This is a genomic window from Microthrixaceae bacterium, assembly GCA_023957975.1.
In the GTDB taxonomy this organism is placed as follows: domain Bacteria; phylum Actinomycetota; class Acidimicrobiia; order Acidimicrobiales; family Microtrichaceae; genus JAMLGM01.
In genome coordinates this window covers 347,887-371,724 of the sequence record JAMLGM010000001.1, presented here as the reverse complement: position 1 = coordinate 371,724, position 23,838 = coordinate 347,887, and the positions used below count along the sequence as shown (strand labels likewise).

General features: G+C 65.8%; 21 protein-coding genes. 9 read left to right on the top strand and 12 right to left on the bottom strand.

Annotated features, from left to right (window positions below; translation table 11 throughout):
• Positions 1-30 precede the first annotated feature (30 nt).
• Positions 31-1,260, bottom strand: a complete 1,230-nt coding sequence (purD, locus tag M9952_01875; GenBank protein MCO5311671.1) for a phosphoribosylamine--glycine ligase — start codon at positions 1,258-1,260, stop codon at positions 31-33.
• A gap of 148 nt (positions 1,261-1,408) precedes the next feature.
• Positions 1,409-1,789, bottom strand: a complete 381-nt coding sequence (locus tag M9952_01870) for an HNH endonuclease (GenBank protein MCO5311670.1) — start codon at positions 1,787-1,789, stop codon at positions 1,409-1,411.
• Positions 1,790-2,072: 283 nt separating this feature from the next.
• Between M9952_01870 and M9952_01865 the strand changes: the two genes are divergently transcribed.
• Positions 2,073-3,095, top strand: coding sequence for a hypothetical protein (locus tag M9952_01865; GenBank protein ID MCO5311669.1), 1,023 nt, complete (start codon positions 2,073-2,075; stop codon positions 3,093-3,095).
• Positions 3,096-3,213: 118 nt separating this feature from the next.
• Here M9952_01865 and M9952_01860 read toward each other — a convergent pair whose 3' ends face one another.
• Entirely contained in the window at positions 3,214-4,497 is a 1,284-nt protein-coding gene (locus M9952_01860; GenBank protein MCO5311668.1) for an adenylosuccinate synthase, read from the bottom strand.
• 87 nt (positions 4,498-4,584) lie between these two features.
• On the opposite strand from M9952_01860, the gene M9952_01855 reads away from it, so the two are divergent.
• Complete coding sequence (locus M9952_01855) at positions 4,585-6,180, top strand: alkaline phosphatase D family protein (protein MCO5311667.1); 1,596 nt, start codon at positions 4,585-4,587, stop codon at positions 6,178-6,180.
• A gap of 54 nt (positions 6,181-6,234) precedes the next feature.
• Positions 6,235-6,975 carry a YceI family protein gene (locus M9952_01850; protein ID MCO5311666.1) on the top strand — a complete coding sequence of 247 codons (741 nt, stop codon included), beginning with the start codon at positions 6,235-6,237 and terminating at the stop codon, positions 6,973-6,975.
• Between the two features lie 3 nt (positions 6,976-6,978).
• Here M9952_01850 and M9952_01845 read toward each other — a convergent pair whose 3' ends face one another.
• Together M9952_01845 and M9952_01840 are read right to left on the bottom strand one after the other, a co-directional pair.
• Complete coding sequence (locus M9952_01845; protein MCO5311665.1) at positions 6,979-7,638, bottom strand: HAD-IA family hydrolase; 660 nt, start codon at positions 7,636-7,638, stop codon at positions 6,979-6,981.
• A 258-nt stretch (positions 7,639-7,896) separates the two neighbouring features.
• Positions 7,897-9,444, bottom strand: a complete 1,548-nt coding sequence (locus M9952_01840) for an acyl-CoA carboxylase subunit beta (GenBank protein ID MCO5311664.1) — start codon at positions 9,442-9,444, stop codon at positions 7,897-7,899.
• A gap of 58 nt (positions 9,445-9,502) precedes the next feature.
• Between M9952_01840 and M9952_01835 the strand changes: the two genes are divergently transcribed.
• Together M9952_01835 and M9952_01830 are read left to right on the top strand one after the other, a co-directional pair.
• Positions 9,503-10,102 (top strand): TIGR00730 family Rossman fold protein, encoded by a 600-nt coding sequence (locus M9952_01835; protein MCO5311663.1) that lies wholly within the window; start codon positions 9,503-9,505, stop codon positions 10,100-10,102.
• Positions 10,103-10,131: 29 nt separating this feature from the next.
• Positions 10,132-11,190: an ATP-dependent DNA ligase gene (locus tag M9952_01830; protein ID MCO5311662.1), complete on the top strand. Its 1,059-nt coding sequence runs from the start codon at positions 10,132-10,134 to the stop codon at positions 11,188-11,190.
• 33 nt (positions 11,191-11,223) lie between these two features.
• Here M9952_01830 and M9952_01825 read toward each other — a convergent pair whose 3' ends face one another.
• Both M9952_01825 and mce read right to left on the bottom strand, forming a co-directional pair.
• Positions 11,224-12,108: a flap endonuclease gene (locus M9952_01825; protein MCO5311661.1), complete on the bottom strand. Its 885-nt coding sequence runs from the start codon at positions 12,106-12,108 to the stop codon at positions 11,224-11,226.
• Between the two features lie 95 nt (positions 12,109-12,203).
• Positions 12,204-12,608 (bottom strand): methylmalonyl-CoA epimerase, encoded by a 405-nt coding sequence (gene mce, locus M9952_01820; protein MCO5311660.1) that lies wholly within the window; start codon positions 12,606-12,608, stop codon positions 12,204-12,206.
• 118 nt (positions 12,609-12,726) lie between these two features.
• Here mce and M9952_01815 point away from each other — a divergent pair, with 118 nt between their 5' ends.
• Positions 12,727-13,746 (top strand): RDD family protein, encoded by a 1,020-nt coding sequence (locus M9952_01815; GenBank protein ID MCO5311659.1) that lies wholly within the window; start codon positions 12,727-12,729, stop codon positions 13,744-13,746.
• A gap of 26 nt (positions 13,747-13,772) precedes the next feature.
• On the opposite strand, the gene ccrA is transcribed toward M9952_01815, so the two are convergent.
• Positions 13,773-15,128 carry a crotonyl-CoA carboxylase/reductase gene (gene ccrA / locus M9952_01810; protein MCO5311658.1) on the bottom strand — a complete coding sequence of 452 codons (1,356 nt, stop codon included), beginning with the start codon at positions 15,126-15,128 and terminating at the stop codon, positions 13,773-13,775.
• A gap of 132 nt (positions 15,129-15,260) precedes the next feature.
• Between ccrA and M9952_01805 the strand changes: the two genes are divergently transcribed.
• The 3 genes from M9952_01805 (at position 15,261) to M9952_01795 (ending at position 20,239) form a co-directional block, all read left to right on the top strand.
• Positions 15,261-16,442 (top strand): acetyl-CoA C-acetyltransferase, encoded by a 1,182-nt coding sequence (locus M9952_01805; GenBank protein MCO5311657.1) that lies wholly within the window; start codon positions 15,261-15,263, stop codon positions 16,440-16,442.
• Between the two features lie 109 nt (positions 16,443-16,551).
• A complete protein-coding gene (locus M9952_01800; GenBank protein ID MCO5311656.1) occupies positions 16,552-18,846 on the top strand; it encodes an arylsulfatase in 2,295 nt (764 codons plus the stop codon).
• A gap of 85 nt (positions 18,847-18,931) precedes the next feature.
• A complete protein-coding gene (locus tag M9952_01795; protein ID MCO5311655.1) occupies positions 18,932-20,239 on the top strand; it encodes a YncE family protein in 1,308 nt (435 codons plus the stop codon).
• Positions 20,240-20,309: 70 nt separating this feature from the next.
• Here M9952_01795 and M9952_01790 read toward each other — a convergent pair whose 3' ends face one another.
• From M9952_01790 to dnaX, 4 genes are read right to left on the bottom strand one after another with little or no spacing between them, the layout of a single operon-like run.
• The gene (locus M9952_01790; protein MCO5311654.1) at positions 20,310-20,717 is read right to left on the bottom strand and encodes a RidA family protein; all 408 of its coding nucleotides are present in this window, start codon (positions 20,715-20,717) and stop codon (positions 20,310-20,312) included.
• Positions 20,718-20,727: 10 nt separating this feature from the next.
• Positions 20,728-21,348: a recombination mediator RecR gene (gene recR, locus M9952_01785; GenBank protein MCO5311653.1), complete on the bottom strand. Its 621-nt coding sequence runs from the start codon at positions 21,346-21,348 to the stop codon at positions 20,728-20,730.
• Positions 21,348-21,719 (bottom strand): YbaB/EbfC family nucleoid-associated protein, encoded by a 372-nt coding sequence (locus M9952_01780; GenBank protein ID MCO5311652.1) that lies wholly within the window; start codon positions 21,717-21,719, stop codon positions 21,348-21,350. Before M9952_01780 ends, recR begins: the two co-directional genes overlap by 1 nt.
• Positions 21,716-23,731 (bottom strand): DNA polymerase III subunit gamma/tau, encoded by a 2,016-nt coding sequence (gene dnaX, locus M9952_01775; GenBank protein ID MCO5311651.1) that lies wholly within the window; start codon positions 23,729-23,731, stop codon positions 21,716-21,718. The genes M9952_01780 and dnaX overlap by 4 nt, the downstream gene beginning before the upstream one ends.
• Positions 23,732-23,838 lie beyond the last annotated feature (107 nt).

Below are 23,838 nucleotides of genomic sequence, written 5' to 3'. Positions count from 1 at the left end.
CTCCCACCGTTCGGATTTCGATCTGCGCCATCACCACGACGCTTCGGCTGCAGCGGCCGCGATGTCGCGGCGTACATGCATCCCGTCGAATTGGATGTCGTCGATCGCGGCAAAGGCCCGTTCGCGGGCCTCAGCGATCGTGGCGCCGCGCCCCACGACGTTCAGCACTCTGCCACCCGCGGTGACGAGGTCGCCCTCGTCGTTTCGAGCGACCCCAGCGCAGTACACCGTGACTCCCTCGCGGGCCGCAGCGGCCTCGATGCCGGTGATCACATCGCCGGTACGGGGGTTCTGGGGATATCCCGACGCGGCGCACACGACGTTCACCAAGGCATCCTCGCCATAGTCGGGAGTGGTGCGCAGATCGCCGGCGGCCGCCTCGGCCAGGATCTGAGCGAGGTCATTGCGCAATCGAGGGGTTACGACCTGACACTCCGGGTCACCGAATCGCACGTTGTACTCGAGCATCCGGGGACCGTCGGCGGTCAGCATCAATCCGGCGAACAGCACGCCGCGGTAGTCGATGCCCCGCGACCGGAGCGTCTCCAACGTCGGGTTGATGAAGCGATTCAACACGTCCGCCAACACGGCGTCATCGACACCGGGGACCGGGGTGTAGGCCCCCATTCCACCGGTGTTCGGCCCCTCGTCGCCATCGTTGATCCGCTTGAAGTCCTGGGCCGGCGACAACAGGACGGCCTTGGTGCCGTCGCAGATGGCGAACACCGAGATCTCCGGCCCGCTGAGCCCCTCCTCGACGATGAGCGTGCGACCCGCAGCTCCGAACGCTGCGCCGGAAAGATATCGACGAACCGCTTGTCGGGCCTCGTCGAGCGATTCGGTGACGAGCACACCCTTTCCACCGGCCAGTCCATCGGTCTTGATGACGTACGGCGAGGTCATCTGATCGAGGAACTCCAATGCCGCGGCCTCGTCGGTGAAGGTCCCATGCGCCGCCGTCGGAACGCCAGCCTCAACCAACAGTTCCTTCATGTAGGCCTTGGACCCCTCGAGGCGCGCCCCGTCGGCGCCGGGGCCGAAGACGAGCTTGCCCGCAGCGCGCAGACGATCGGCGAGGCCGTCGACCAACGGCTGCTCGGGGCCGATGACGTACAGGTCGGCGTCGATCGTCTCAGGATCGTCGGGGACCGAATTCGGTATGCCGGGATTGCCCGGGGTGACTACGACGTCGCAGGTACGGCTCAGGGTTGCGGCGAGCGCGTGCTCACGACCACCCGAGCCAACGACCACGACCTTCATCGAATGGCCTCGTGCACGAGAGTAGTTTTAGCGCAGATCCGGGTCCGGAATTTCGTCGCCCCCGCCGCCGCCCCGTCGGGACGGATTCTCGGGTCGAAACGCGCCGGTTTCGGACGTCACGGCCTCGGGATCGCCGCGATCGCGCAGGTCATGTCGGTGCCCGCGGGAAGCGTTCGGCCAGCGCGGAGGACACCTCGTGGTGACGGAGGAGAAAACTGCGTTCGTCGAGCCTTTTGCGCCGGAGCCAGCCCGTCACCTCGTCGTTGCACTTGCTGGCGTTACAGGGCCCGCAGGCGGGCACCACGTTGTCGAGGGTGTACCGACCGCCGCGTGAGATGGGCAGCACGCAGTCTCGCTGCAACGCCCGCTCCGTCGCGCCGCAGTAGGCGCACGCTCCCCAGGCGTCGACCAGCGCCCGCCACTCGTCGTTCGAGAGGTCGTTGTCGACTCGAGCGAGACGCGCGGTGCGCCGCCGTGCGTAACGCGCACGCCGACTGCGCCCGGTCGCCGTCACTCCGTCACCCGGCATCCGTGCCGACCGGCATCCAACCGGTGGGCGAGTGCTTCGTCCGTGTCACGTCGTCACCGTAGCCGGCGGCGACCGCAAACGGTGTCGAACGCTTTCTCGGCGAGTTCGAGCCGCTTCAGCCGATTGAGGCGGTTGCCGATCTCGGCCCGGGCATGCCGGTCTCACTCGCCGCGTCGTGGGCCTCCGGCGAACGGCCCGCCTCAAGTCGGGCCGCCGTCGGATTTCTGCTTGTTGCAGCGCGACGCGTGTGGGAGTCTCGGGAAAATCCTTGGCGGGAGGAACTGTGCGGGACTCGAGTCACTGGAACGACGGTGAACACAGCAGCGAGTTGGTCTCGCGCGCCCTGAGCGGGCTGAAGTCCGAGTATCGGGACTGGCCGGGGATTCGCACGAGCTGGGGTGTCATCGAGCACCTGATCGTGGGTCCGACCGGTGTCTGGCTCGTCGCGTCAGCATCGAACGATCCGCCGGTCTCCGTGCGCGACGGTCGCCTTGTTCGCGGCGACTTCGATGCCCAGTGCCTCATCGAGTCGGTCGAACGTCAGGCGGCGATCGCCGCCGCGTACGTCGGCCTGCCCGTCCGGCCGATCCTGGCAATTCCGGGGCTCGTCGTCGGAGACGGCCAGATGACGGTGTGCCAGGTGCGCCTGGCGCCGGCGACCAAGGTCGTTGAGTACATCACCACAGCACCGGTGGAGATGCCGCCGGAGCGACTGTTCGAAACCCGCTACCGCATCGACATCTGGCAGGGCGAGTCGAATTCACTGACGATGCCCCACACGGCTGCACGCGTCGACGTGTCGGCGACCCCGAAGCGCGACAGGTCCCGTCGGGCCACGGTCAATCGGATGGTCGAAATGGCCTTGTTCATCGCCATCGTCGGCACGGTGATCTGGGTGTCCACCGACCGCAACCGCCGCGATCAGGTCGCCTCCTGGGCCACCGACCCCGTCGGCGTGGTGCTGGGGGAACCCACGGATGAGACGACCGAGATCGACGGGTTCCCGCTTGCCGACCTCGGACCGGTGGGCGGGACGTTCATGTGCGACGAAGGGGCCGGCACGTACCGCCTGCAGTTCAGCGTCACCGACGCCGAGGCCGGCAGGACGCACCTGGCCATCAGGATCGACGGCCTCGATCGCTACCTCGGCGAGTTCGGAACCCTGGATCCGGTCGAGGCCCTGTCGGGAATCGCGCCGGGCGCGCCCATCACGCTCGCCGTGGAGTGGCGCCCCGATTCGAAATCAACGAACCAGCACCTCGAACGGTCCTTCCGCGCACCCGACGACCCCTGCCCGAGCGAGTAGGCCAGCCACTCGACTCCAAGACAGAGAAATGGCCCGGGCATGAGCCCGGGCCATTTCGGCATTCATGGTGTTGTTGCTGAGCGGGCCGTGAACCGGGCGGGTCAGGCCTCGGAGAAGGTCAGGCCTCCGAGAAGTGAACGAACTGGTCGCGGCCGGGTCCGGTGCCCACGAGCGTGATCGGCACGCCGACCTGCGCCTCGAGGAAGTTGAGGTAGTCGAGCGCCTCTTTGGGCAGCTGATCCTTGCGGGTGAACGCCGACAGGTCGGTCTTCCAACCCGGCAGCTCCTCGTAGATCGGAGTCGCGGCGTGAAAGTCGCTTTGATGGTACGGCAGATGCTCGACCCGCTCCCCATCGATCTCATAAGCCACACAGACCTTGACCGAATCGAAGGTGTCCAACACGTCGAGTTTCGTCAGCGCGATCTCGCTGAGCGAATTCACCCGTGCCGCCTGACGCATCATCGGAGCGTCGAACCAGCCGCAGCGGCGGGGCCGCTTGGTATTCACCCCGTATTCGTGACCGATCGCGCGCAGCCGTTCGCCGACCTCGTTGTCGAGTTCGGTCGGGAACGGGCCCGAACCCACCCGGGTCACGTAGGCCTTGGCGATGCCCACGACGCGATCGATGTGACGGGGACCGACTCCGGCGCCCACACACGCACCGCCGGCGACCGGATTGGACGAGGTGACGTAGGGGTAGGTGCCGTGGTCGATGTCGAGAAACGTCGCCTGGGCCCCCTCGAACAACACGTGGTCGCCCCGCTCGAGCGCCTCGTGAACGAGCGAGACGGTGTCGGCGATGTGGGGACGGATCCGCGGGACGACCTCGGAGAGATACCGGTCTGCGAGCTCGTTGGCGTCGAAGCCCAACCGGTTGTAGATCTTGGCGAGAACCAGGTTTTTCTCAGCGACGACGTTGGCGAGCTTCTCGCGGAAGATCTTCTCGTCCAACAGGTCCTGCAGACGGATTCCGACGCGGGCGGCCTTGTCGGCATAGGTCGGGCCGATGCCCCGTTTGGTCGTCCCGAGTTTGTTCTTGCCCAAGTGCCGTTCGATCAGGCGGTCGAGCTCCTGGTGGTACGGGAAGATGACGTGGGCATTGCCCGACACCTTCAGCTTCGTGCAGTCGACCCCGGACGCGGTGAGCTTATCCATCTCGGCGAGCATGACGACCGGGTCGACGACGACACCGTTGCCGATCACCGGCGTGATGTGGGGATACAGGACCCCCGACGGAATGAGCTGCAGGGCGAACGTCTCGCCATCGACGACGAGCGTATGTCCCGCGTTGTGACCGCCCTGGTAGCGCACCACCATCGACATTTCTTTGGCGATCAAGTCGGTGAACTTGCCCTTGCCTTCGTCGCCCCACTGCGTTCCGACGACGATCGTTGCGGACATGCCTGCCTCCAATTTCGTTGACGGCAAAGACTACAGGCGACGCTTTGCTCCGAGAAAAGTGGTTCCCACCATGAGTAGCGTCGCACCATGGCCTCTCCGATCGACCGCCGGCGTTTCCTCACGACCCTCGGACTCGGAAGCGTCGCCGTCGTGGTGTCGTGCAGCGACGACGGCCGGTCCGGAGATCGTTCGGAAACCAGCGTCGACGGAGGCACCCCCGAACCCTCCACGGTCGTCGAGGTCGCGACCGCCGGGCTCGCCGAGAATCCGTTCCGGCTCGGCGTGGCATCGGGCGACCCGACGCCTACCTCGGTGATCCTGTGGACCCGACTCATCGTCGGCGACTCCCTCACCTCGGAGTTGGTGGACATTCCGCTCACGTGGGAGGTGGCGGTCGACGAGGCCTTCGGGCAGATCATCGGATCCGGCATCGTCGAGGCCACCGCCCAGTGGGGCTATTCGGTCCATCTCGATGCCACCGACCTCGCCCCGGCCACCGAGTACTTCTACCGCTTTCGCGTCGACGACTACGTGTCCCCGACCGGCCGAACCAGGACCGCACCCGCCGACGACCAGCAACTCGACAGCCTCAACATCGTGTTCGCCTCGTGCCAGAACTACGCCCACGGCTACTACACGGCCCATGACGCCATCGCCGCCGATCGGGCCGACGCGGTGTTCTTCCTCGGGGACTTCATCTATGAATCAGCCGGAAGCCCCGACTCGTTTCGCCCCTTCGAGGGCGACGAACCGACGGATCTGTGGGGATACCGCAGCCGCTACGAGTTGTACCTCTCCGACGAGTCGTTGCAGCGCAGCCGCGCCTCGGCTCCGTGGATCGTCACCTGGGACGATCACGAGGTCGAAAACAACACCGCCGGCAACACGAGCCAGGACGGCATCACCGGCGCCGAGTTCGCCAATCGTCGCGCCGCCGCCTACGCCGCGTACTACGAACACCAACCCCTTCGCGTGCCGCCTCCGGTCGGGCCGACCCTCGAGTTGTACCGCAGCATCCGATTCGGCACGCTCGCCGAATTCTTCGTCCTCGACGGCCGCCAGTACCGCGACGACCAACCGTGCGGAGACGAGATCCTCACGAGCCGCGCGCAGTGTGCCGACTTCGAGGTGGACCGAACGATGTTGGGACCCGATCAGGAGCGGTGGATCGGCGAGGGCCTCGCCGCGGCCACCACCACCTGGAAGGTGCTCGCACAGCAGACGGTGATGAGTTCGCTCGTCATCGGCGACATCGTCCTCAATGTCGATCAGTGGGACGGCTACCCGCAGGCCCGCGACCGATTGCTGTCGACGATCGTCGACCACGACATCGACAACGTCGTCGTGCTCACCGGCGACATTCATTCCGCCGGTGCCGGCACCCTCCACACCGGCCCCGAACTCGCCCGGATCCCCGTCGCCACCGAGTTCGTCGGCACCTCGATCACCTCGAACAGCCTCATCGACGCGTTCCCCGGCGGAGCCGAGATGCTGGGGCAGGTCAAATTCGAGGGCATCGAGTACCTCAACGTCGTCGACCACGGGTACTGCCGTTGCACGATCACCCCACAGCAGTGGCGCACCGAGTACGTGGTCGTCGATACCACCGTGACCGCGGCGGCCCCGAGGGTCGACGCGACCGCGGTGGTCGACGCTGGCACGACCGCCATTCGCATGGAGTGACATCAGAGGTGGCGCCCAGGGTTTTCCAAGCAACACCGCCTAGGGTTGGGCCGCATGGGAAAGCTGAAAACCGTGCTCGGACTCGTAGTCGCCGCCATCGTCCTCGTCGTCGGAGGCGTCTGGGTCTACATCAACGTGATCAAAGAGGACGCACCCGAAGCGCTCACCCTCGAAGCCTCCTCGACGACCACCACGCCGGATGCGGACGATTCGAGCGATGACGGCCCGGCGTCGACCACGCCGGCTTCAAACACGACCGCCGAGTTCGACGGCAGCCTCGACGGCACCTGGATCCCCGGCGGCGAAACCGTCGCCGGATACCGGGTGGCCGAGACCCTCGCCGGCCAAAGCACCGAGGGGGTGGGGCGTACCGATCAGGTCACCGGAGCGATGTCCATCGTCGGCACGACCATCACCGAGGCCGATTTCTCCGTCGACATGGCATCGATCACCTCCGACAGCGACCGGCGCGACAACCAATACCAGACGCGACTGATGCAGACCGATCGCTTCCCCACCTCGACCTTCGTCCTGACCGAGCCGATCGAACTCGGCACCGAGCCCGCGGAAGGTGAGGAGATCACCGTCGACGCGGTCGGTGACCTCACGTTGAAAGACACCACCAAAGCGGTGACCTTCGAACTTCAAGCGAAGCGGGTCGGCGGCGTCATCACCGTCGTGGCCACCTACGAGATCACCTTCGCCGACTGGGGAATCGAGGACCCCTCGAACGGGTTCGCTCAGGTCGGCCCCACCGGTCTGTTGGAACTGCGCCTCGAACTTGTCAAGGAATAGGCCTCAGCGACCTCGTGCGAAGGCGATCTCCGCACAGGAGTTCACGACAGCTTCGGCTGTCGTGAACTCCATTCCCCGTGTCATTTCGTTGGGCACCACCACACATCGCACCCCTGCGGAGGTCGCTGCGAGCAGTCCATTGGGCGAATCCTCGATCGCCAACGCATCACCGGGATGCACGCCGAGCAACGCGCACGCGTGCCGATACGAGTCGGGGGCCGGCTTCGAACGGATTCGATCGGTGCGGGTGACGATCGTCGCGAAGTGATCGAAGAGGTTCCGAGCCCGCAGATTAGGATGCACCCACTCCGCTTGGGAACTCGACGCGACCGCGACCGCGACTCCGAGATCGTGGCACCGTTCGATCAACGCCACCACACCCTCGCGAACGGGCTGTGTCGCCGTCAGCCGGTTCTTCTCCTCCAGTACTCGACTGCGGATCTCGTCGCGATCGATCGGGGTTCCCACCGCCCGTTCCAACCACTCGGTCCAATGCGGGAGATCGGTGCGGCCGAGCCGCACCTGCCAGGCTTCCAGGGTCAACTCGAGGCCGTGGCGAGCGAACTCGTTGCGGGCGCAGAGAAACGGTGGCGTCTCGGTGTCGACGATCGTTCCGTCGAAGTCGAACACGACGGCCTTCGGTAGCGCGATCACGCCTGCCATCGCCGCGAAACGCCCAATAACCTGGCGAAACTTCGTCGCCGAACTACTTCCACGGCCGTTGCCGTCGCAGCGGCACCGGCTTGGACCACCATCGCCCTGACCACCGCCACCGCGACGGCTCGTCGTTCGAATCGGCAGGTGCCCCGGCCCCGCTGAACAGCGTGAGGCAGGCCGCGATCGCCGCGGCCTCCTCGTCGGTAGGGGTCGGGGTAATGGTCGAATTGGTGGGCGCCGAAGTCGGCTCGGTTGTTCCGGACATCACAGCGGCATATTTCCGTGCTTACGAGGGGGAAGCTGCTCGCTCTTGGAGCGCAGCATCGTCAGGCCGGCGATCAGCTTGATGCGGGTCTCGGTGGGGTCGATCACGTCGTCGATGTAGCCGCGATCGGCCGCCTCCCACGGGTTGCAGAAGTTCTCGGTGTAGTCGTCGACGAGTTCCTGGCGACGGGCTACTGGATCATCCGCCTCAGCGATCTCGCGTCGGTTGATGATCTCGACCGCGCCAGCCGCGCCCATCACCGCCAACTCAGCGGTCGGCCAAGCGAAACACAGATCCGAACCGATCGACTTGGAGTCCATCACGACGTACGCGCCGCCATAGGCCTTGCGGGTGATCACCGAGATACGGGGCACGGTTGCCTCGCAATAGGCGTACAGCAGCTTGGCCCCGTGGCGGATGATGCCGTTGTGTTCCTGCTCGACGCCGGGCAGGAAGCCGGGGACATCGACGAAGGTCACGAGGGGAATATTGAAGGCGTCGCAGGTGCGAACGAATTTCGCCGCCTTCGAGGAGGACTCGATGTCGAGCACCCCGGCGAACGCCATCGGCTGATTGCCGACGATGCCAACCGACTGGCCGCCAAGGCGGGCAAAGCCGCAGATGATGGAAGGGGCCCACGCCGGCGCGTACTCGAAAAACTCGTTGTCATCGACGATCGCCTCCACCACCGAACGCATGTCGTAGGCCTGGTTTGCCGAGGCGGGGATCATGTCGATGAGCTCGGGCACGAGTCGGTCGTGGGGGTCGTCGGTGTCGACCCGGGGTGCTTCCTCCAGGTTGTTGGAGGGCAAGAAGCCGAGCAGGAACCGAACGTCGTCGAGGGCGCCCTTGTCATCGGCGGAAACGAACTGAGCGACACCGGACTTCGAGCTGTGAACCCGAGCGCCACCGAGGTCCTGTTGGCTCACGTCCTCGCCGGTGACCTGCTTCACGACGTCGGGACCCGTGATGAACATGTACGACGTCTCGTCGACCATGAAGATGAAGTCGGTCAGGATCGGGCTGTACACCGAGCCGCCCGCGCATGGGCCCATGATCACCGAGATCTGCGGGGTGACCCCCGAGGCCTTCACGTTGCGATAGAAGATGCCGCCGTAGCTGGCGAGCGACACCGAACCTTCCTGAATACGGGCGCCGGCGCCGTCATTCAGCCCGATGACGGGGGCTCCGACCTTCAACGCCATGTCCATGACCTTGTGGATCTTTTCGGCGTAGACCTCACCGAGCGCTCCGCCGAACAGCGTGAAGTCCTGTGAGAAGACAAAGACCTGTCGCCCCTCGACCGTTCCCCAACCGGTCACCACACCGTCGGTGTAGGGGCGTTCGGTTGCAGAGGCCGAGCGTGAGCGGGCAAGACCATCGAGTTCGTGGAACGACCCCTCGTCGAGGAGGTACTCGATCCGTTCCCGAGCGAGCATCTTTCCCCGGGAACGTTGACGCTCGACCGAGCGTTCGGAACCGGGTTGGCGGGCCTCTTCCTTGCGGCGGAGGAGGTCGTCGACGCGTTCGGCAAGCGAGTGATCCATAGGTTTGAGAGATTACGGCGAAACGCCAAACCGCACCGAATCGCTACCGTGGCGACTCATGACCTCGACCAACAAGACGTCACGTCCTCAACTCTGCGCCTACCTGGCGTCGCGCCCCGGCGGGGACCCGGCGTTTTCCGACATGGCCCGACGCACCGGTCGAGCGGTGGCCGAGTCCGGAGCCGATCTCGTCTACGGCGGCGGCAGCTCCGGGTTGATGGGCGACATCGCGGACGCGTGCCTCGCCACCGGCGGTCGCGTCACCGGGGTCATCACCGAACACCTCTACGACCTCGAGGTTGCGCATCAAGCCGTGACCGAATTGATCGTCGTCGGCGATATGCCCGAACGGAAACGGGAGATGTTCGAGCGCGCCGACGGGTTTCTCGTCCTTCCCGGCGGCATCGGGACGATGGAGGAGCTTTTCGAGGTGTGGTGCTGGGCGGCGCTCGGACTGCACCCCAAGGCCCTCGGGTTGTTGAACGTGAACGGCTTCTATGACCGGCTGCTCGAGTTCATGCAGCGCGCGGCGTCCGACGGACTCATGGCGCCCTCCACCCTCGAGTTGCTCTTCGTCGACGACGATCCCCAACGGCTGGTGGAGCGCGTACTGAACGCCGTCGCTGCTCACCATCCATCGGGCACGATGTCGCTATGACGTTGCCGGTTGTCCCCCCTTTTCGACCCATGCTGTCAAAGGCAGCAACGTCGCTTCCCGACGGCGAGGACCACGGCTTCGTGTTCGAGCCGAAATGGGATGGGTTTCGCTGCATCGTCTTTCGCGATGGCGACGACGTTCTGCTCGGTAGCCGCAACGACAAGCCGCTGACTCGGTACTTCCCCGAGTTGATGGATCCGATACGCGAGATGCTTCCCGAGCGAATCGTGGTCGACGGCGAGGTGGTGGTCGCCACCGGACGTGGGCTCGATTTCGACGCACTCGGCCAACGAATCCATCCGGCCGAATCGAGAATCGCCAAGCTCTCGGTCGAGACGCCGGCGAGCTTCGTCGCCTTCGATCTCGTCGCCCTCGGCGACACCGACCACCAGACGACACCGTTCGGCGAGCGCCGAGCGCTGCTGGAGTCGGTGATGGACCCGACGTCGCCGCCGCTGCACCTGTCGCCGGCGACCACCGACCGCACCGTGGCCGCCGACTGGTTCACCCGATTCGAGGGCGCCGGATTCGACGGAGTGATGGCCAAGGCCACCGGCGATCCGTACCTGCAAAACAAGCGCTCGATCCTCAAGATCAAGCACCAGCGCACCGCAGACGTGGTGGTGGCCGGCTATCGGGTTCACAAGGACGGTGCCGGCGTCGGGTCGCTGCTGTTGGGTCTCCTCGATGACGACGCGACCTTGCATTCCATCGGTGTGGCCTCAAGCTTTGCCGCGGCGCGGCGGGTGGAACTGCTCGACGAGTTGGCCCCATTCGTCGACGGCGGACTCGATGGCCACCCATGGGCCGAATGGGGCGAGGCCGAGGCGCATGCGACGTCTGGACGCATGCCGGGCGCACCCAACCGTTGGAACCAACAGCGCGACCAATCATGGGTGCCGCTTCGCTGCGAACTCGTCGCGGAGATCGGTTATCAGGGTCTTACCGCCGGTCGGCTTCGACATCCGGCGAAGTTCCTTCGTTGGCGACCCGACAAGGCGCCCGATCAGTGCCGTTACGACCAACTCGACGCGCCGGTGCCGATCGAGTTGGCGCACCTGTTCTCCAACGGAGAGTTCGATCGTTGACCCCCAGCCGTTGCCCCAGGTCGCGAACCCGCCTCAGCCGAAGCGCTGCCCGGCGAGCTTCGTGAGTCGGCGGTGCACGTCGTGGGCGTCGAGACGATCGCACATTTCGTCGAACCCGGAACCGACCCCGCTCCAACGCCATTGCGCCGGAGTTCCGACAGGAACATCCAGCCGGATCGTGGCGATCGTTCGGAACAGCAGTGCGTCGTCGAGATGCTCGGCGAGTACGGAGCACAGCTTCTGTGATCCGCGAACGGTGATGTCCCACTGCCCCGGGGCGAGGGGAATGTTCTCGATGTGCTCGTAGCGTCGCAACACCGCCGCTGCCGACTTCGCGCCCCAACCGGCGAGACCGGGAAAGCCGTCTGCGGTGTCGCCGACCAGCCCGAGCCAATCCGGAATCGACGCTGGCATCACCCCGAATTTCTCCAACACTGCCGCCTCGTCGCGGATAACGCCTGCCCGGCGATCGAACTGCGCCACCTTCGGGTCGACGACGCATTGCGCCAGATCCTTGTCGGGGGTGCAGATCAACGCGCGGGTGACGTCGGGGTCCGCCGCGGCGACCGCGGCCGCCGCGCCGAGCGCGTCGTCGGCCTCGAACTCCACCATTGCCCAGACCGTGCACCCGGCCGCCTCCAGCGCCGCCTCGAGGAGCGGGAATTGCCCGAACAGCACCGGGTCGATTCCCGATCCGTCCTTGTAGCCGGCATAGAGCTCGTTGCGGAAACTCTCGATCACATGGTCGGTGGCCACCCCGACGTGGGTGGCCCCGTCCTCCAGCAACGCGGTGACCGAGCGCAGCACGCTGCGAACCGCACCAACCTCTTCACCGACGTCGTTCAGGTGCTTGCCGCCACCCGGCGCATAGAAGTACCGAAAGAGCTCATACGTGCCATCGACAAGGTGGACCTGCATGGAAGAACCCTGCCACAACTCGACGGTGACAACTCGAACGGCTCGGACGCCGCACGCCAAGGCGTCGACCGCAAGCCCTCAAGAGAGGCCGACGATCAGTTTTCCTGCACGAGTTCGATGAGCGTCCCGAAGCTGCCCTTCGGGTGGATGAACGCCACCGTGGTGCCACGGCTGCCGGGGCGTGGGGCCTTGTCGATCGGGGTCGCGCCCGCGGCGACCATCGCGTCGAGCGCGGCCTGGCAGTCGTCCACGCGGTACCCGATGTGGTGGAGGCCTTCGCCGCGTTTTTCGATCGACTTGGCGATGGGCGAATCCGGGCGGGTTGCCGCGGTGAGCTGGATGTACGAATCGGCCACTTTGACCAGGGCCTCCTCGACACCGTCGGAGTCGACGATCTCGCGGTGATGCACCTCGGCGCCGAATGCGCTGCGGTAGTACTCGATCGCCGCCTCGAGGTCGTTGACGGCAATGGCCACGTGATCAATCTCGGTCAGAATCATGCCTCCAGTGTTCCACGACCGATGCCGCAGCGACCATGCGAGAACCCAGTCCTGGTCATCGGCGCCAAAGTGGGTACGATCCGACCGAGGACAGGAGGGTCCCCGAACCATGGAAACGATGACCGCGATCGGCGAGCGGCCAGACGGGTCAGACGTCACGTTGCTGCGCACCGGACGGATCGGACGACGCCTGGTCGCCTTCGGAATCGATGCAACCGTTCTCGCTTACTGCATCGCGTTGGGACTTCTGGGCATCGCGTTCATCGACGCAATCATGACCTCGACACTGGGAGGCTGCGCGACGTCAGACGCGCCCGCCGACTGTGAACCGTCGATCTGGATCGCGCGGTTCATCGCAGCTCTCGCGGCGATGTGGATCGCGGCGTCGGTGCACCTGGTGCTCGTCGTGCCAGCGTGGCGCAATGGTGCGACCCTCGGGATGCGCCAGGTCGGGATACGCATCGTGTCGCATCACTACGGTGCGGTCGTCAGCCAGCGGCAGTTTCACCTACGGGCCTGGGTCTCCCATTCCTCGGCGATCGTGTTGATCCTCGTGCTGTTCTCATGGGTGATCGGCCCGGCTGGGTGGCTCGACCGGGTGATCCAAGGGGTGGCCATCGCCGGTGGTGTCGTGATCGTGGCCTCGGCCGTGCTCATCTTGTTGCCCGGGCACCGCAGTATCGCCGATTCGCTCACGGCCACACGGGTCATCGTGGAACGACCCGTGTCCTACATCGCCCATATCGCCGCCATCGTCTGTTCGGTCATTGGCCAAGCCCTGCTGTCGGTCGCGACAGCCTGGACATTCGGTCGCCCCGATGAGCCCGACCTGTCGTTCGACTTCGGCAATCGACGCCACGACGATTTCGACTGGGCGAGCGATCCGCTCGAGCGACTTTTCGCCTGGTCCGATTCCGCCACCTCGAACACCATCGCCCTCGTCGTGTGCGGGGCCATCTGGTTGGCCGCCGTCGGCCTTTGTTGGGCGGGCCTCGTCGACACCCGCTGGCACGCCGAGCGCAACGCCGGCCGTGGCGTTGCGCTCGTGGCGTGCTTGTATGCCGCACTTCCGATCCTCGTGTTGACGATCTGGGCGGTCACGAGGGTCGCGTCGATCCTCATCGACGCATTCGGTTGAAACCGGCGGCTCCTGGCCGCCGGTCGTTACAGCTCGCCGCGGGCGTGGCGGGCAAACAACGTGATGCGATCCTCACCGACCTGCTCGCGGAACTCCGGGTCGGTGATGCCCTGGCCGGCCTCCGGAGCCAGGCACAGCACACCCAGTTTGCCTTCGGCCTGGTTGCGGTGGACTTTGAGGGCGGCCTCGCCGACCTGGTCGAGTGAGAACACCTCGCTCATCACGGGCTGGATACGACCCTGAGAGATGAGCTGGTTCATGTTCCAGGCTTCCTGGTAGTTCGCGAAATGGCTGGAGATGATGCTCTTCAGCTTCATCCACAGGTGGCGGTTGTCGAACTCGAGCATGTAGCCGGAAGTCGCCGCGCAGGTGACGATCTTGCCGCCGCGCTTGGTGATGAACACCGAGGCGCCCATCGTCGAGCGGCCCGGATGCTCGAACACGATGTCGGGATCATCGCCGATGAGCGAACGGACCTTCTTGCCCAGGCGGCGCCATTCACTTTCGTCCTGGGTGTGCTCGTCGCTCCAGAACTGGTAGTTCTCCTCGCGACGGTCGATCGCATGCTCGACGCCCATCGCGTTCAGGAGCTTCACCCGATTCTCCGAGGACACGACGCCAACCGGGGTTCCCCCGCCGTTGAGGACGAGCTGTGCCGCATAGGCACCAATACCGCCGGTCGCTCCCCAGATGAACACGTTGTCGCCCTGCTTCATGCGTCCGGCGTGATCGCCGACGAGCATGCGGTAGGACGTCGATGCGCACAACGCGTTCACCGCCGCTTCCTCCCACGACAGGTGGGCCGGCTTCGGCATGAGCTGATTGGCCTTCACGATCGACAGGTCCGCGAGGCCGCCGTAGTTCGTCTCGAATCCCCAGATGCGCTGATTCGCCGCCAGCATCGAATCGTTGTGTGCGGACGGATCCTGGTCGTCGAGGTAGTTGCAGTGCACCGTGACGTGGTCGCCCGGTTTCCAGTTGCGCACCGCGGAGCCAACACGCAACACCACTGCCGACGCATCGGAACCGACGACGTGGAAGTCCTGAGCGTGGCGCGCACCCCAGACCGATTCCTTACCCAGCCGGTCGAGGAAGAGGAAGGTCGGCAGGGGTTCGAAGATCGAGGTCCACACCGTGTTGAAGTTGATCGACGAGGCCATGACCGCGATGTACACCTCGTCCGGCGCGATCTCCGGCGTGGCGACCTCACCCACGTGAAGCGACTGACGGGGGTCCTTATCCTCGGACTCGACGCCGTCCCACATCGTCTGTTCGTCGCGCAGCACATACGCCGCCCGATAGGACTCTGGGAGAGGCAGCGCGGCGAGTTCCTCGCCCGAGGCACCGTTCTGGATGGCTTCGAGGATGTGTTGCATCGACATGGCGCAAGACGATAACGACTGACGATACCTCTTGCCCAGACCGGACCCGGCCGCCGGTCGGCGTTGGCAGAGGCCGGTTACCGACCGGTAACATCGACCGATCACAACCATCCACGACCAAGGGGACTCTATATGGCCGGATCGGTGATTATCAGCGGGGCTCGTACCCCGATCGGCAAGCTCTCGGGCGGGCTCGCGAACTTCAGCGGCAGCGACCTCGGCGGACTCGCCATCAAGGCCGCGCTCGAGCGCGCAGGGATCTCGGGCGAACAGGTCGATTACGTCTTCATGGGCCAGGTGCTCCTCGGCGGGGCCGGCCAGATGACCGCCCGCCAGGCCGCCGTGGCCGCGGGAATTCCGATGACGGTTCCGGCAACGACGATCAACAAGGTCTGCCTGTCCGGTATCAACTCGATCATGATGGCCGACCTGCTGATCCAGTCAGGTCAGGCCGACATCGTCGTCGCCGGCGGCATGGAGTCGATGACGAATGCCCCGTACCTGCTTCCCGGCGCCCGCGGCGGGTACCGCATGGGCGACAAGAAGGTCATCGACTCGATGATGTTCGACGGACTCACGTGTGCCATCGACAGCCTCGCCATGGGCGCTGCCACCGAGAAGTACGCCGGAGTTGCCGGCCTCACCCGCGATGAGCAGGACCAGGTCGCCTACCTGTCGAACGCACGCGCTGCGGCCGCACAGAAGGACGGCAAGTTCGATGCCGAAATCGTGAAGGTCGAAATTCCCCAGCGCAAGGGCGACCCGCTCGTGTTCGCCGAGGACGAGGGTGTTCGTGCCGAGACCACGCTCGAATCCCTCGCCTCACTTCGCCCGGCGTTCGACCCTGCCGGCAACATCACCGCCGCCAACGCCTCGCAGATCTCCGACGGCGGTGCCGCTGTCGTGGTCGCGTCGAAGGCCGCTGCGGACAAGCTCGGCGTGACGCCCCTTGGCGAAATCATCGGCAACGGCCAGGTTGCCGGCCCGGACACCTCGCTGCTCACCCAGCCGAGCCGCGCCATCTTCCAGGCGCTCGAGCGCGCCGGGCTCGGGGTCGGCGACGTCGACCTGTTCGAACTCAACGAAGCCTTCGCCGCGGTCGGCGTCGCCTCGATGAACGACCTCGGCATCACCGCGGACGTCACCAACGTCAACGGCGGCGCCATCGCCCTCGGTCACCCGATCGGCATGTCGGGCACGCGAATCGTGTTGACCCTCCTCAACGAACTCGCCCGGCGTGGCGGCGGCACCGGCGCTGCTGCGTTGTGCGGCGGCGGCGGCCAGGGCGACGCCCTCCTCGTCAAGACCATCTAGCGTTCCGTCAGTGTTGTCGTTGTTGGGGGCGCGGTCCCCGCCCCCCCCCCAGTCATAACCAACGACCCTCACCACCCCCCGACGCGCTGCCCATCTCCATGGAGGCCCCATGCCCGCACGCATCGGAATGACCATCGCCGAATCGACGCCGAGCTTCTCGCCGCGGCCGACTCCGCCACCCGGCGCCCCCAACGTCGTGGTGATCGTGCTCGACGACGTCGGTTTCGGCCAGCTCGGCTGCTTCGGTTCCGACATCGACACACCGAACATCGACGCGCTCGCCGGCGAAGGCTTGCGCTACAACCGCTTTCACGTCACGGCGCTGTGTTCTCCGACCCGTGCCGCGCTGCTCACCGGGCGCAATCATCACTCGGTGGGGATGGGATTCCTCAGCGACGTTCCGATCGGGTTTCCCGGCTACGACGGGCGAATCCCCTCGTCGGCGGCAACGTTGCCGCGAATCCTGAAAGACAACGGGTACTCCACCTTCGCCGTCGGCAAGTGGCACCTCATCCCCCGATGGGAACAGACCGCGGCGGGACCTTTCGACCAGTGGCCCCTCGGTCTCGGTTTCGAGCGCTACTACGGGTTCCTCGCCGGAGACGCGAACCAATGGACCCCCGAGCTGGTGTGCGACAACACCTTCGTCGACCCGCCGTCGACTCCTGAAGACGGCTACCACCTCACCGAGGACCTCGTCGAACGCTCGCGCCAGCTCATCCTCGACCAGAAGCACGCCCGACCGGCCAAACCGTTCTTTCTCTACTTCGCTCCGGGAGCGATGCACGCACCGCATCAGGCCCCGCAGCCGTGGATCGATCGGTACGCCGGCCACTTCGACGACGGTTGGGATCGTTGGCGCGAGCGCATGTTCGCCAAGCAGGTGACCGAGGGAGTGGTCCCCGCCGACACGGTGTTGACCGAGCGTCCGCCGTGGGTGCAGGAGTGGGCATCGCTCTGCGATGACGAGCGTCGCCTGTTCGCCCGTCAGATGGAGTGCTTCGCCGGGTTCCTCAGCCATACCGACGACCAGATAGGACGCCTGTTGTCGGTGCTGGACGACATCGGCGAACGCGACAACACGATCGTGATGCTCATCAGCGACAACGGGACCAGCGCCGAGGGCGGGCCGATCGGGAGCCACAACGAGCACCGCTTCACCCACGATCGCCTCGACGACTTCGACGACTCGCTCTCGCGCATCGACGAGCTCGGTGGCGTGCGTGCCTACAACCACTACGCGTGGGGTTGGGCCTGGGCCGGCAACACGCCGTTTCGACTGTGGAAACGCTTCGCCTGGCTCGGCGGGACCCGAACCCCGCTGATCGTTTCGTGGCCCGGAGCCATCGAGTCGACCGAGCGCGGTTCTGTTCGCAGCCAGTTCTGTCATGCCATCGACCTGTTCCCCACCCTGCTCGACGCAATCGGCCTGCAGGCTCCGAGCACCGTCGATGGGGTCGACCAGCAACCGGTTCACGGCGCTTCACTCGTCGCCTCGCTCAACGATGTCGATGCCGCGGATCCCCGCGACACGCAGTACTTCGAGATGCTCGGGAGCCGAGCGATCTTCCACGACGGCTGGAAGGCGACCACCGACCACGTGGGCCGCCAGGTCAGCATCGAACAGGAACTGGTCACCGGCAGCCAGGATTTCGCCACCGACCGATGGTCGCTGTTCGACCTGCGCAACGACTTCTCCGAATCGACCGACCTCGCCGCGGACCACCCGGAGACCCTGCGGACACTCACCGATCGATGGTGGGTCGAGGCGGGGCGCCATCAGGTACTCCCGCTCGACGACAGCTTCATCGGACGAGCGATCGCGCTCGAACCCAATCCGAATCCGCCCGTCCACCTGTCGCGGTACCTCCCCGGCGCCGGCCCAATCAATGAAGATGCGCTGCCTGGGATGGGAGGAGGCATCGTGGTCCACGCGAACGTGCAGGTCGGCGACCGCGCCGACGGCATCATCGCCGCGCTCGGAGATTGGAACAGCGGGTGGGCGCTCTACCTGATCGAAGGGGCACCGACGGTGACGTTCAACCTGTTCGGCAACCCGGTCACCCTGCGGGCGCCGATCAGCCTCGATCCCGGCGACCATCGCGTCACCGTGAGGTACCGCCGAGACCGTCACGGCTCCGGTGGCGGACCGATCGGCATCGAGGTCGACGGAGCGGAGGTCGCCGCGGGATCGATCGACGACGACCTACCGTTCCGCTGGCAGATCGGCGGTGCCGGGCTGCGGATCGGCCACGATGCAGGCCTGCCGGTCTGCGACGACTACGAGATTCCGTTCACCTTCGATGGGACCATCGTCGACGTGGTCTTTGAACAGCCGATGTTCGCGCCGCGAACCTCGGCTCCACCCTCCGAGGAGATTGGGGCAGCGTTGCATCGTGAGTAGCCGACCGTCGCCGAACCTCGGTGCGGAACCATGGTGTGAGCCCACCACGTCGCTGGCCGGCGACGGCGGATGCAAGACTGTCGCCGTGATTCGAACCCGCCGCGGTCCCAACCTCGCGACCCGACTCGCGGCACTGTCCGCTGGCGTCGTCGTGGTCTGCAGCGGGTGCGTCGGCGCCTACGAGGTCACTGCTGAGGACAAGTCCGACCATGCTGCCCTTCAGGTCGCAACCGCTGACGCGACGTCTGGCGAGGCCGAAGCGGCGGACGCTCCGGCTGGGCCACCTGAACAGTCGAGCACCGACCCGGCGACCGACGGCGATGATCCAGCCGTGATCGACTCGACGGTCGAGGCCGCGGCTCCGGCGGTGCTGCACCCGGTGCCATCGGATCAGCGCCAGATGGCCAAGCTCTCGGTCATCACCGATGGGCCGCTCACCCCCAAGTCGATCGAAGCCTCGGCGAACGGGCTGTTCTTCGCCCAGAACATGATGTACAGCCACACGATCACGGTGTACGACCGGTCGTTCGCGCTCGTGAAGTCGATCCCCGACTCGATCAACCCGGCCGACTGGGGGTATCCGGACCACGCGGGGACAACGACCGGCTCACCGGTCGAGATGGCGTTCTCCCACGACGGCACAAAGGCCTATGTCTCCAACTACGAGATGTCCGGCCCTGGCTTTTCCAATCCGGGAAACGACAAGTGCAGCAAGGGATCGTGGGACAACTCGTACCTGTACCGCGTCGACACCGCGAGCTTGGAGATCGATCAGGTCATCGAGGTTGGGCCGGTTCCGAAGTACGTGGCGGTCACCCCTGATGACGCAACGGTGCTCACCACCAACTGGTGTGGGTACGACCTCAGCGTGGTCGACGCCGCCACGGGCAAAGAGACCCGTCGGATCCCGATCGGTCGTTTCCCCCGCGGCATCGCCGTGATGCCCGACAACACGACCGTGTTCGTGGCGGTGATGGGAACCAAGGACATCGCCGTGGTCAACCTCGTCGACGACTCGGTGCAGTGGATCACCGGAGTCGGCCAGGGTCCCCGACATCTCGTGTTGGACCCCGCCGGGGAGTTTCTCTACGCGACGCTGAACGGTGAGGGCAAGGTCGCCAAGATCGACGTGGCCACCCGCACCGTCGTTGCCAAGGTTGCCTCCCCGAGCCAACCCCGCTCGATGACCATCGCGCCCGACGGCCGCTCGTTGTACGTGGTGAACTACGACTCGGACGCGGTCAGCAAGATTCGCACCTCGGATATGACCCAGATTCAACGCCTGCCGACCGGTCATCACCCGATCGGCATCACCTACGACCGTACCGACAACCGGGTATGGGTGGCCTGTTACGGCGGAAGCCTCTACGTCTTCGACGACACGGCCTCCTGACCACCACGCCTCCCAAGGCGGTGCCAGCGGCGCGACCACTCGACCGACGACCTCAGCGGCTCAGAGATGGTCAGAAATGGGGCGAGCGGTCCTTGTTGATGATGGCCTCGACCTCGACTTCAACCTTCCACGCCGGGTCCAGCAGCGCCGCGACGACCACGGTGGTGTTCGCCGGACGGACGTCGTGGAAAATTTCGCCGTGCACCGCCGCGACCGCATCGAAATCGCCCACATCGACGAGGTACATCCGCGTGCGCACAACGTCTTTGAACGACGCGCCAGCATCTGCGAGCGCCTTTTCCACGATCTCGAAACATCGGCGCGCCTGCAGTATCGGGTCCTGCGGGCATACTCCGTCCTCGTACTGCGGCGCCGTGCCGGCGACGAACACGCGGCTGCCGAATCTCACGGCCCGTGAGTAGCCGTAGGTGAGTTCCCAGGGTGAGCCGGAGGAGATCAGCTGACGTTCTGCGGACATGGGGGCGACGTTACCTCGCGCCAGCCTGCTCCCCGATGACCCGTCGACCCTCCAACGCTCGACCGAGCGTCAATTCGTCGGCGTACTCGAGGTCTCCGCCCACCGGCAGACCGCTCGCGATCCTCGACACCGTCAGATCCGGTATCTGCAACATCCGCTGGAGATACAGCGCGGTGGCCTCGCCCTCGATGTTGGGGTTGGTGCACAGGATCACCTCGGTGACCTCCTCGGCACCGATCCTGGTGAGCAGCTCGCGGATCTTCAATTGCTCTGGGCCGACGCCTTGGAGGTGGTCGATCGCCCCTCCGAGAACGTGATAGCGGCCCTTGAACTCTCGAGTGCGCTCGATGGCGACGACGTCTCGGGGTTCCTCGACCACGCAGATGAGATGAGCGTCACGGCCTGGATCGGCGCAGATCGCGCACAGTTCGGCTTCCGCGAAGTTGAAACAGCGGTCGCAGAATCCGACCTTGTCGATCGCCGCCGCGATGGCCGCTATCAGGCGCTGGGATTCAGCCTTGTCGACCTTCAGCAAATGAAAGGCAATGCGCTGTGCCGACTTCGGGCCAACCCCGGGAAGGCGACCAAACGCGTCGATCAACTCCTGAATCGACTGGGCGTAGTCGGCCATCAGGCTCCGCCGAGGAGACCGCCGAGACCGCCCAGTGAGCCACCGAGCGAATCTCCCAACCCGGCCAGCGGGTTCGCGGCTGCCTGCAACTCGGCGATCTGGTTGGCAGCGTCTCGGAGCGCCGCCAACACCAGATCCTCCAGCTCGGAGGTGTCCTGCGGGTTGATGGCCTCGGGGTCGATCACGACGTGTTCGAACTGGAACGCTGCGGTGACCCCCACCTTGACGAGTCCACCCGCCGCGCTGCCTTCGACCACGGTCTCGGCGAGTCGCTGCTGGCTCTCGTGCATCTGTGCCTGCATGTTCTGAGCGGCACCGAGCAACGCGCCAAGGTCGAGCCCGCCGAGCGGGTTGTTCGAATCGTCGGTCATTGGTCCTCCTCCATCACCACCGCGCCGGGAAAGGCCGCTATGACCTTGTCGAGGCCGGAGATTGCCGTGTCGTTTGCGTCTTCGAGTTCATGGACATCGATGTCGACATATTCGTCGTCATCTTCATCGTGCGGTGCCGCGTCCTCGGGCGAGACCGCTGCGGTGGTGGCGGGCGGGCCAGCCGCGCTGCGTTCACCGCTCGACTGGCTCGCCGGCGCGGCCGGCGTCGAAGCCGGTCCGACGTCACGTCGAATGGCCTGTGGTGAAGCACCCGCCGTGGTGCTCGTCAGATGCACCCGCACCGCCACGCCCAGCCGAGACGCAAGGATGGCCTCGATATCGCCGATCGCCCCCTGGGCCCGGCTCACCACGCGTTCCGGAGCGTTGTCGAGGGCGAACTCCCACATGCCATCGCGCTCACCGACGAAGCGCCCGGCGTTGAACAGCGACTTGTTCATCCCGCCCAAGGTTGGGATGACCGACTCGGCCATCACCGCCGCGAGCTGCTCGAGCGTGACCGGGGCCCCGGAACCGGCGACTGTTTGAGGTCGGTCCGATTCCTCCGCTGCGACGGTGGGCGGGGCGGATACGGCGGCCGCGGCCTGGGGCGGCTCGGGTGGCCGACGTGTGGCAGGGTCGTCCCCGGCGGCACCGGCGGCACCGGCGGCACCGGTGGCGCGACGTGACGGAATCGGCGGCGCTGAAGTGGGACCGCCGGGATTCTTGCGGGCCGCAAGCTGCGCCCGGATGTCGGCAGGGCTCGACGCCGCTCCCGGAGCGACGGGCCTCTGCGGGGCAGCCGGAGCGGAGGGCGCTCCACGGGGTGCGTCGTTCGGCGAGTCGATTGGCGTGTTCGCTCGCTGATCCGATGCGTCAGCGTCGATGGCGGCCGGACCTGCCGAGCCTGCGCCTCGGGCAACTCGGCGCTCGAGGTCCTCGATGCGTTGCAGCAGGTCGTCGAGGTCCGCAGATGCACTCGGTGTCGTCAGTCTGATCAGCGCCACCTCGAGGGGCACACGGGGATCCGCCGCCTGACGCATCTCGACGATCGCCGCACCGATGGATTCAAGCGCCCTGGTGATGGTCGCCGTGCCAAGCGCTGCTGCCGTCTCTGCCATCTTGGTCTGATCCGCGTCCGAGAGATGATCGAGGGTCGCGTGGACCGATGTGAGAAACGCGTCGCGTAGCGTGGTCAGAAGGTTCTCCGCGAGCACCCGCGGCTCGCGGCCCTGTGCCACAGCGTCCGCGATCGCCGACATCACGCGGCCGGTATCTCGCCCGCTCAGCGCGGCGACGATCTCATCGACCGAGTCGGCCCGGTCGCTCACCCCGCCGGCGGCGACCACCATGTCGAGTGCCGACAACGTGTCGCGGGCCGATCCGCGACCATGGCGAACCACGTGTTCGACCGCGGTCTCGTCGATGTCGAGGCCCGCATCGGTGCCGATCCACCGCACGTAGTCGGCGAGTTCGTTCGCGGACAGCAATGAGAACTCGAAATGCTGGGTTCGGCTGCGAATGGTCGGGAGCACTTTTTGCGGATCGGTCGTGGCGAGTACGAACACGACGTGATCCGGCGGCTCTTCGAGTGTTTTGAGCAATGCGTTGGACGCCGCCGGCGACAACATGTGCACCTCGTCGAGGATGTACACCTTGGTCCGCCCCGGCGACCCCACGACCGTTCGGCTGATCAGGTCGCGCATCGCATCGACGCCGTTGTTCGACGCAGCGTCGAGTTCGAACAGGTCGTAGCTCGAGCCATTTTCGATCGAGCGGCAGCTGTCGCACTCCACACACGGCTCACCGTCGACGAGGTTGGGACAATTCAGCGCCTTGGCGAGGATCCGCGCGGTCGAGGTCTTGCCGGTTCCGCGGGGCCCCGAGAACAGGTAGGCATGGCCTTCGGTGCCCTGAGCGACCGCGTTTCGCAGTGCCTTGATGACATGGCCCTGGCCGCGAACATCGGCGAAGCGACGCGGTCGATACCGGCGATAGAGCGACTGATGGGCCATCACGACAATCTACCGGGGTCCACACCGGTGAGCAGGCGGTGGCCAGTGGACGACTCGAATCATGCACGGCACGCAGGCTCGCGATCGGACCGCCGACTCCCCGTCCG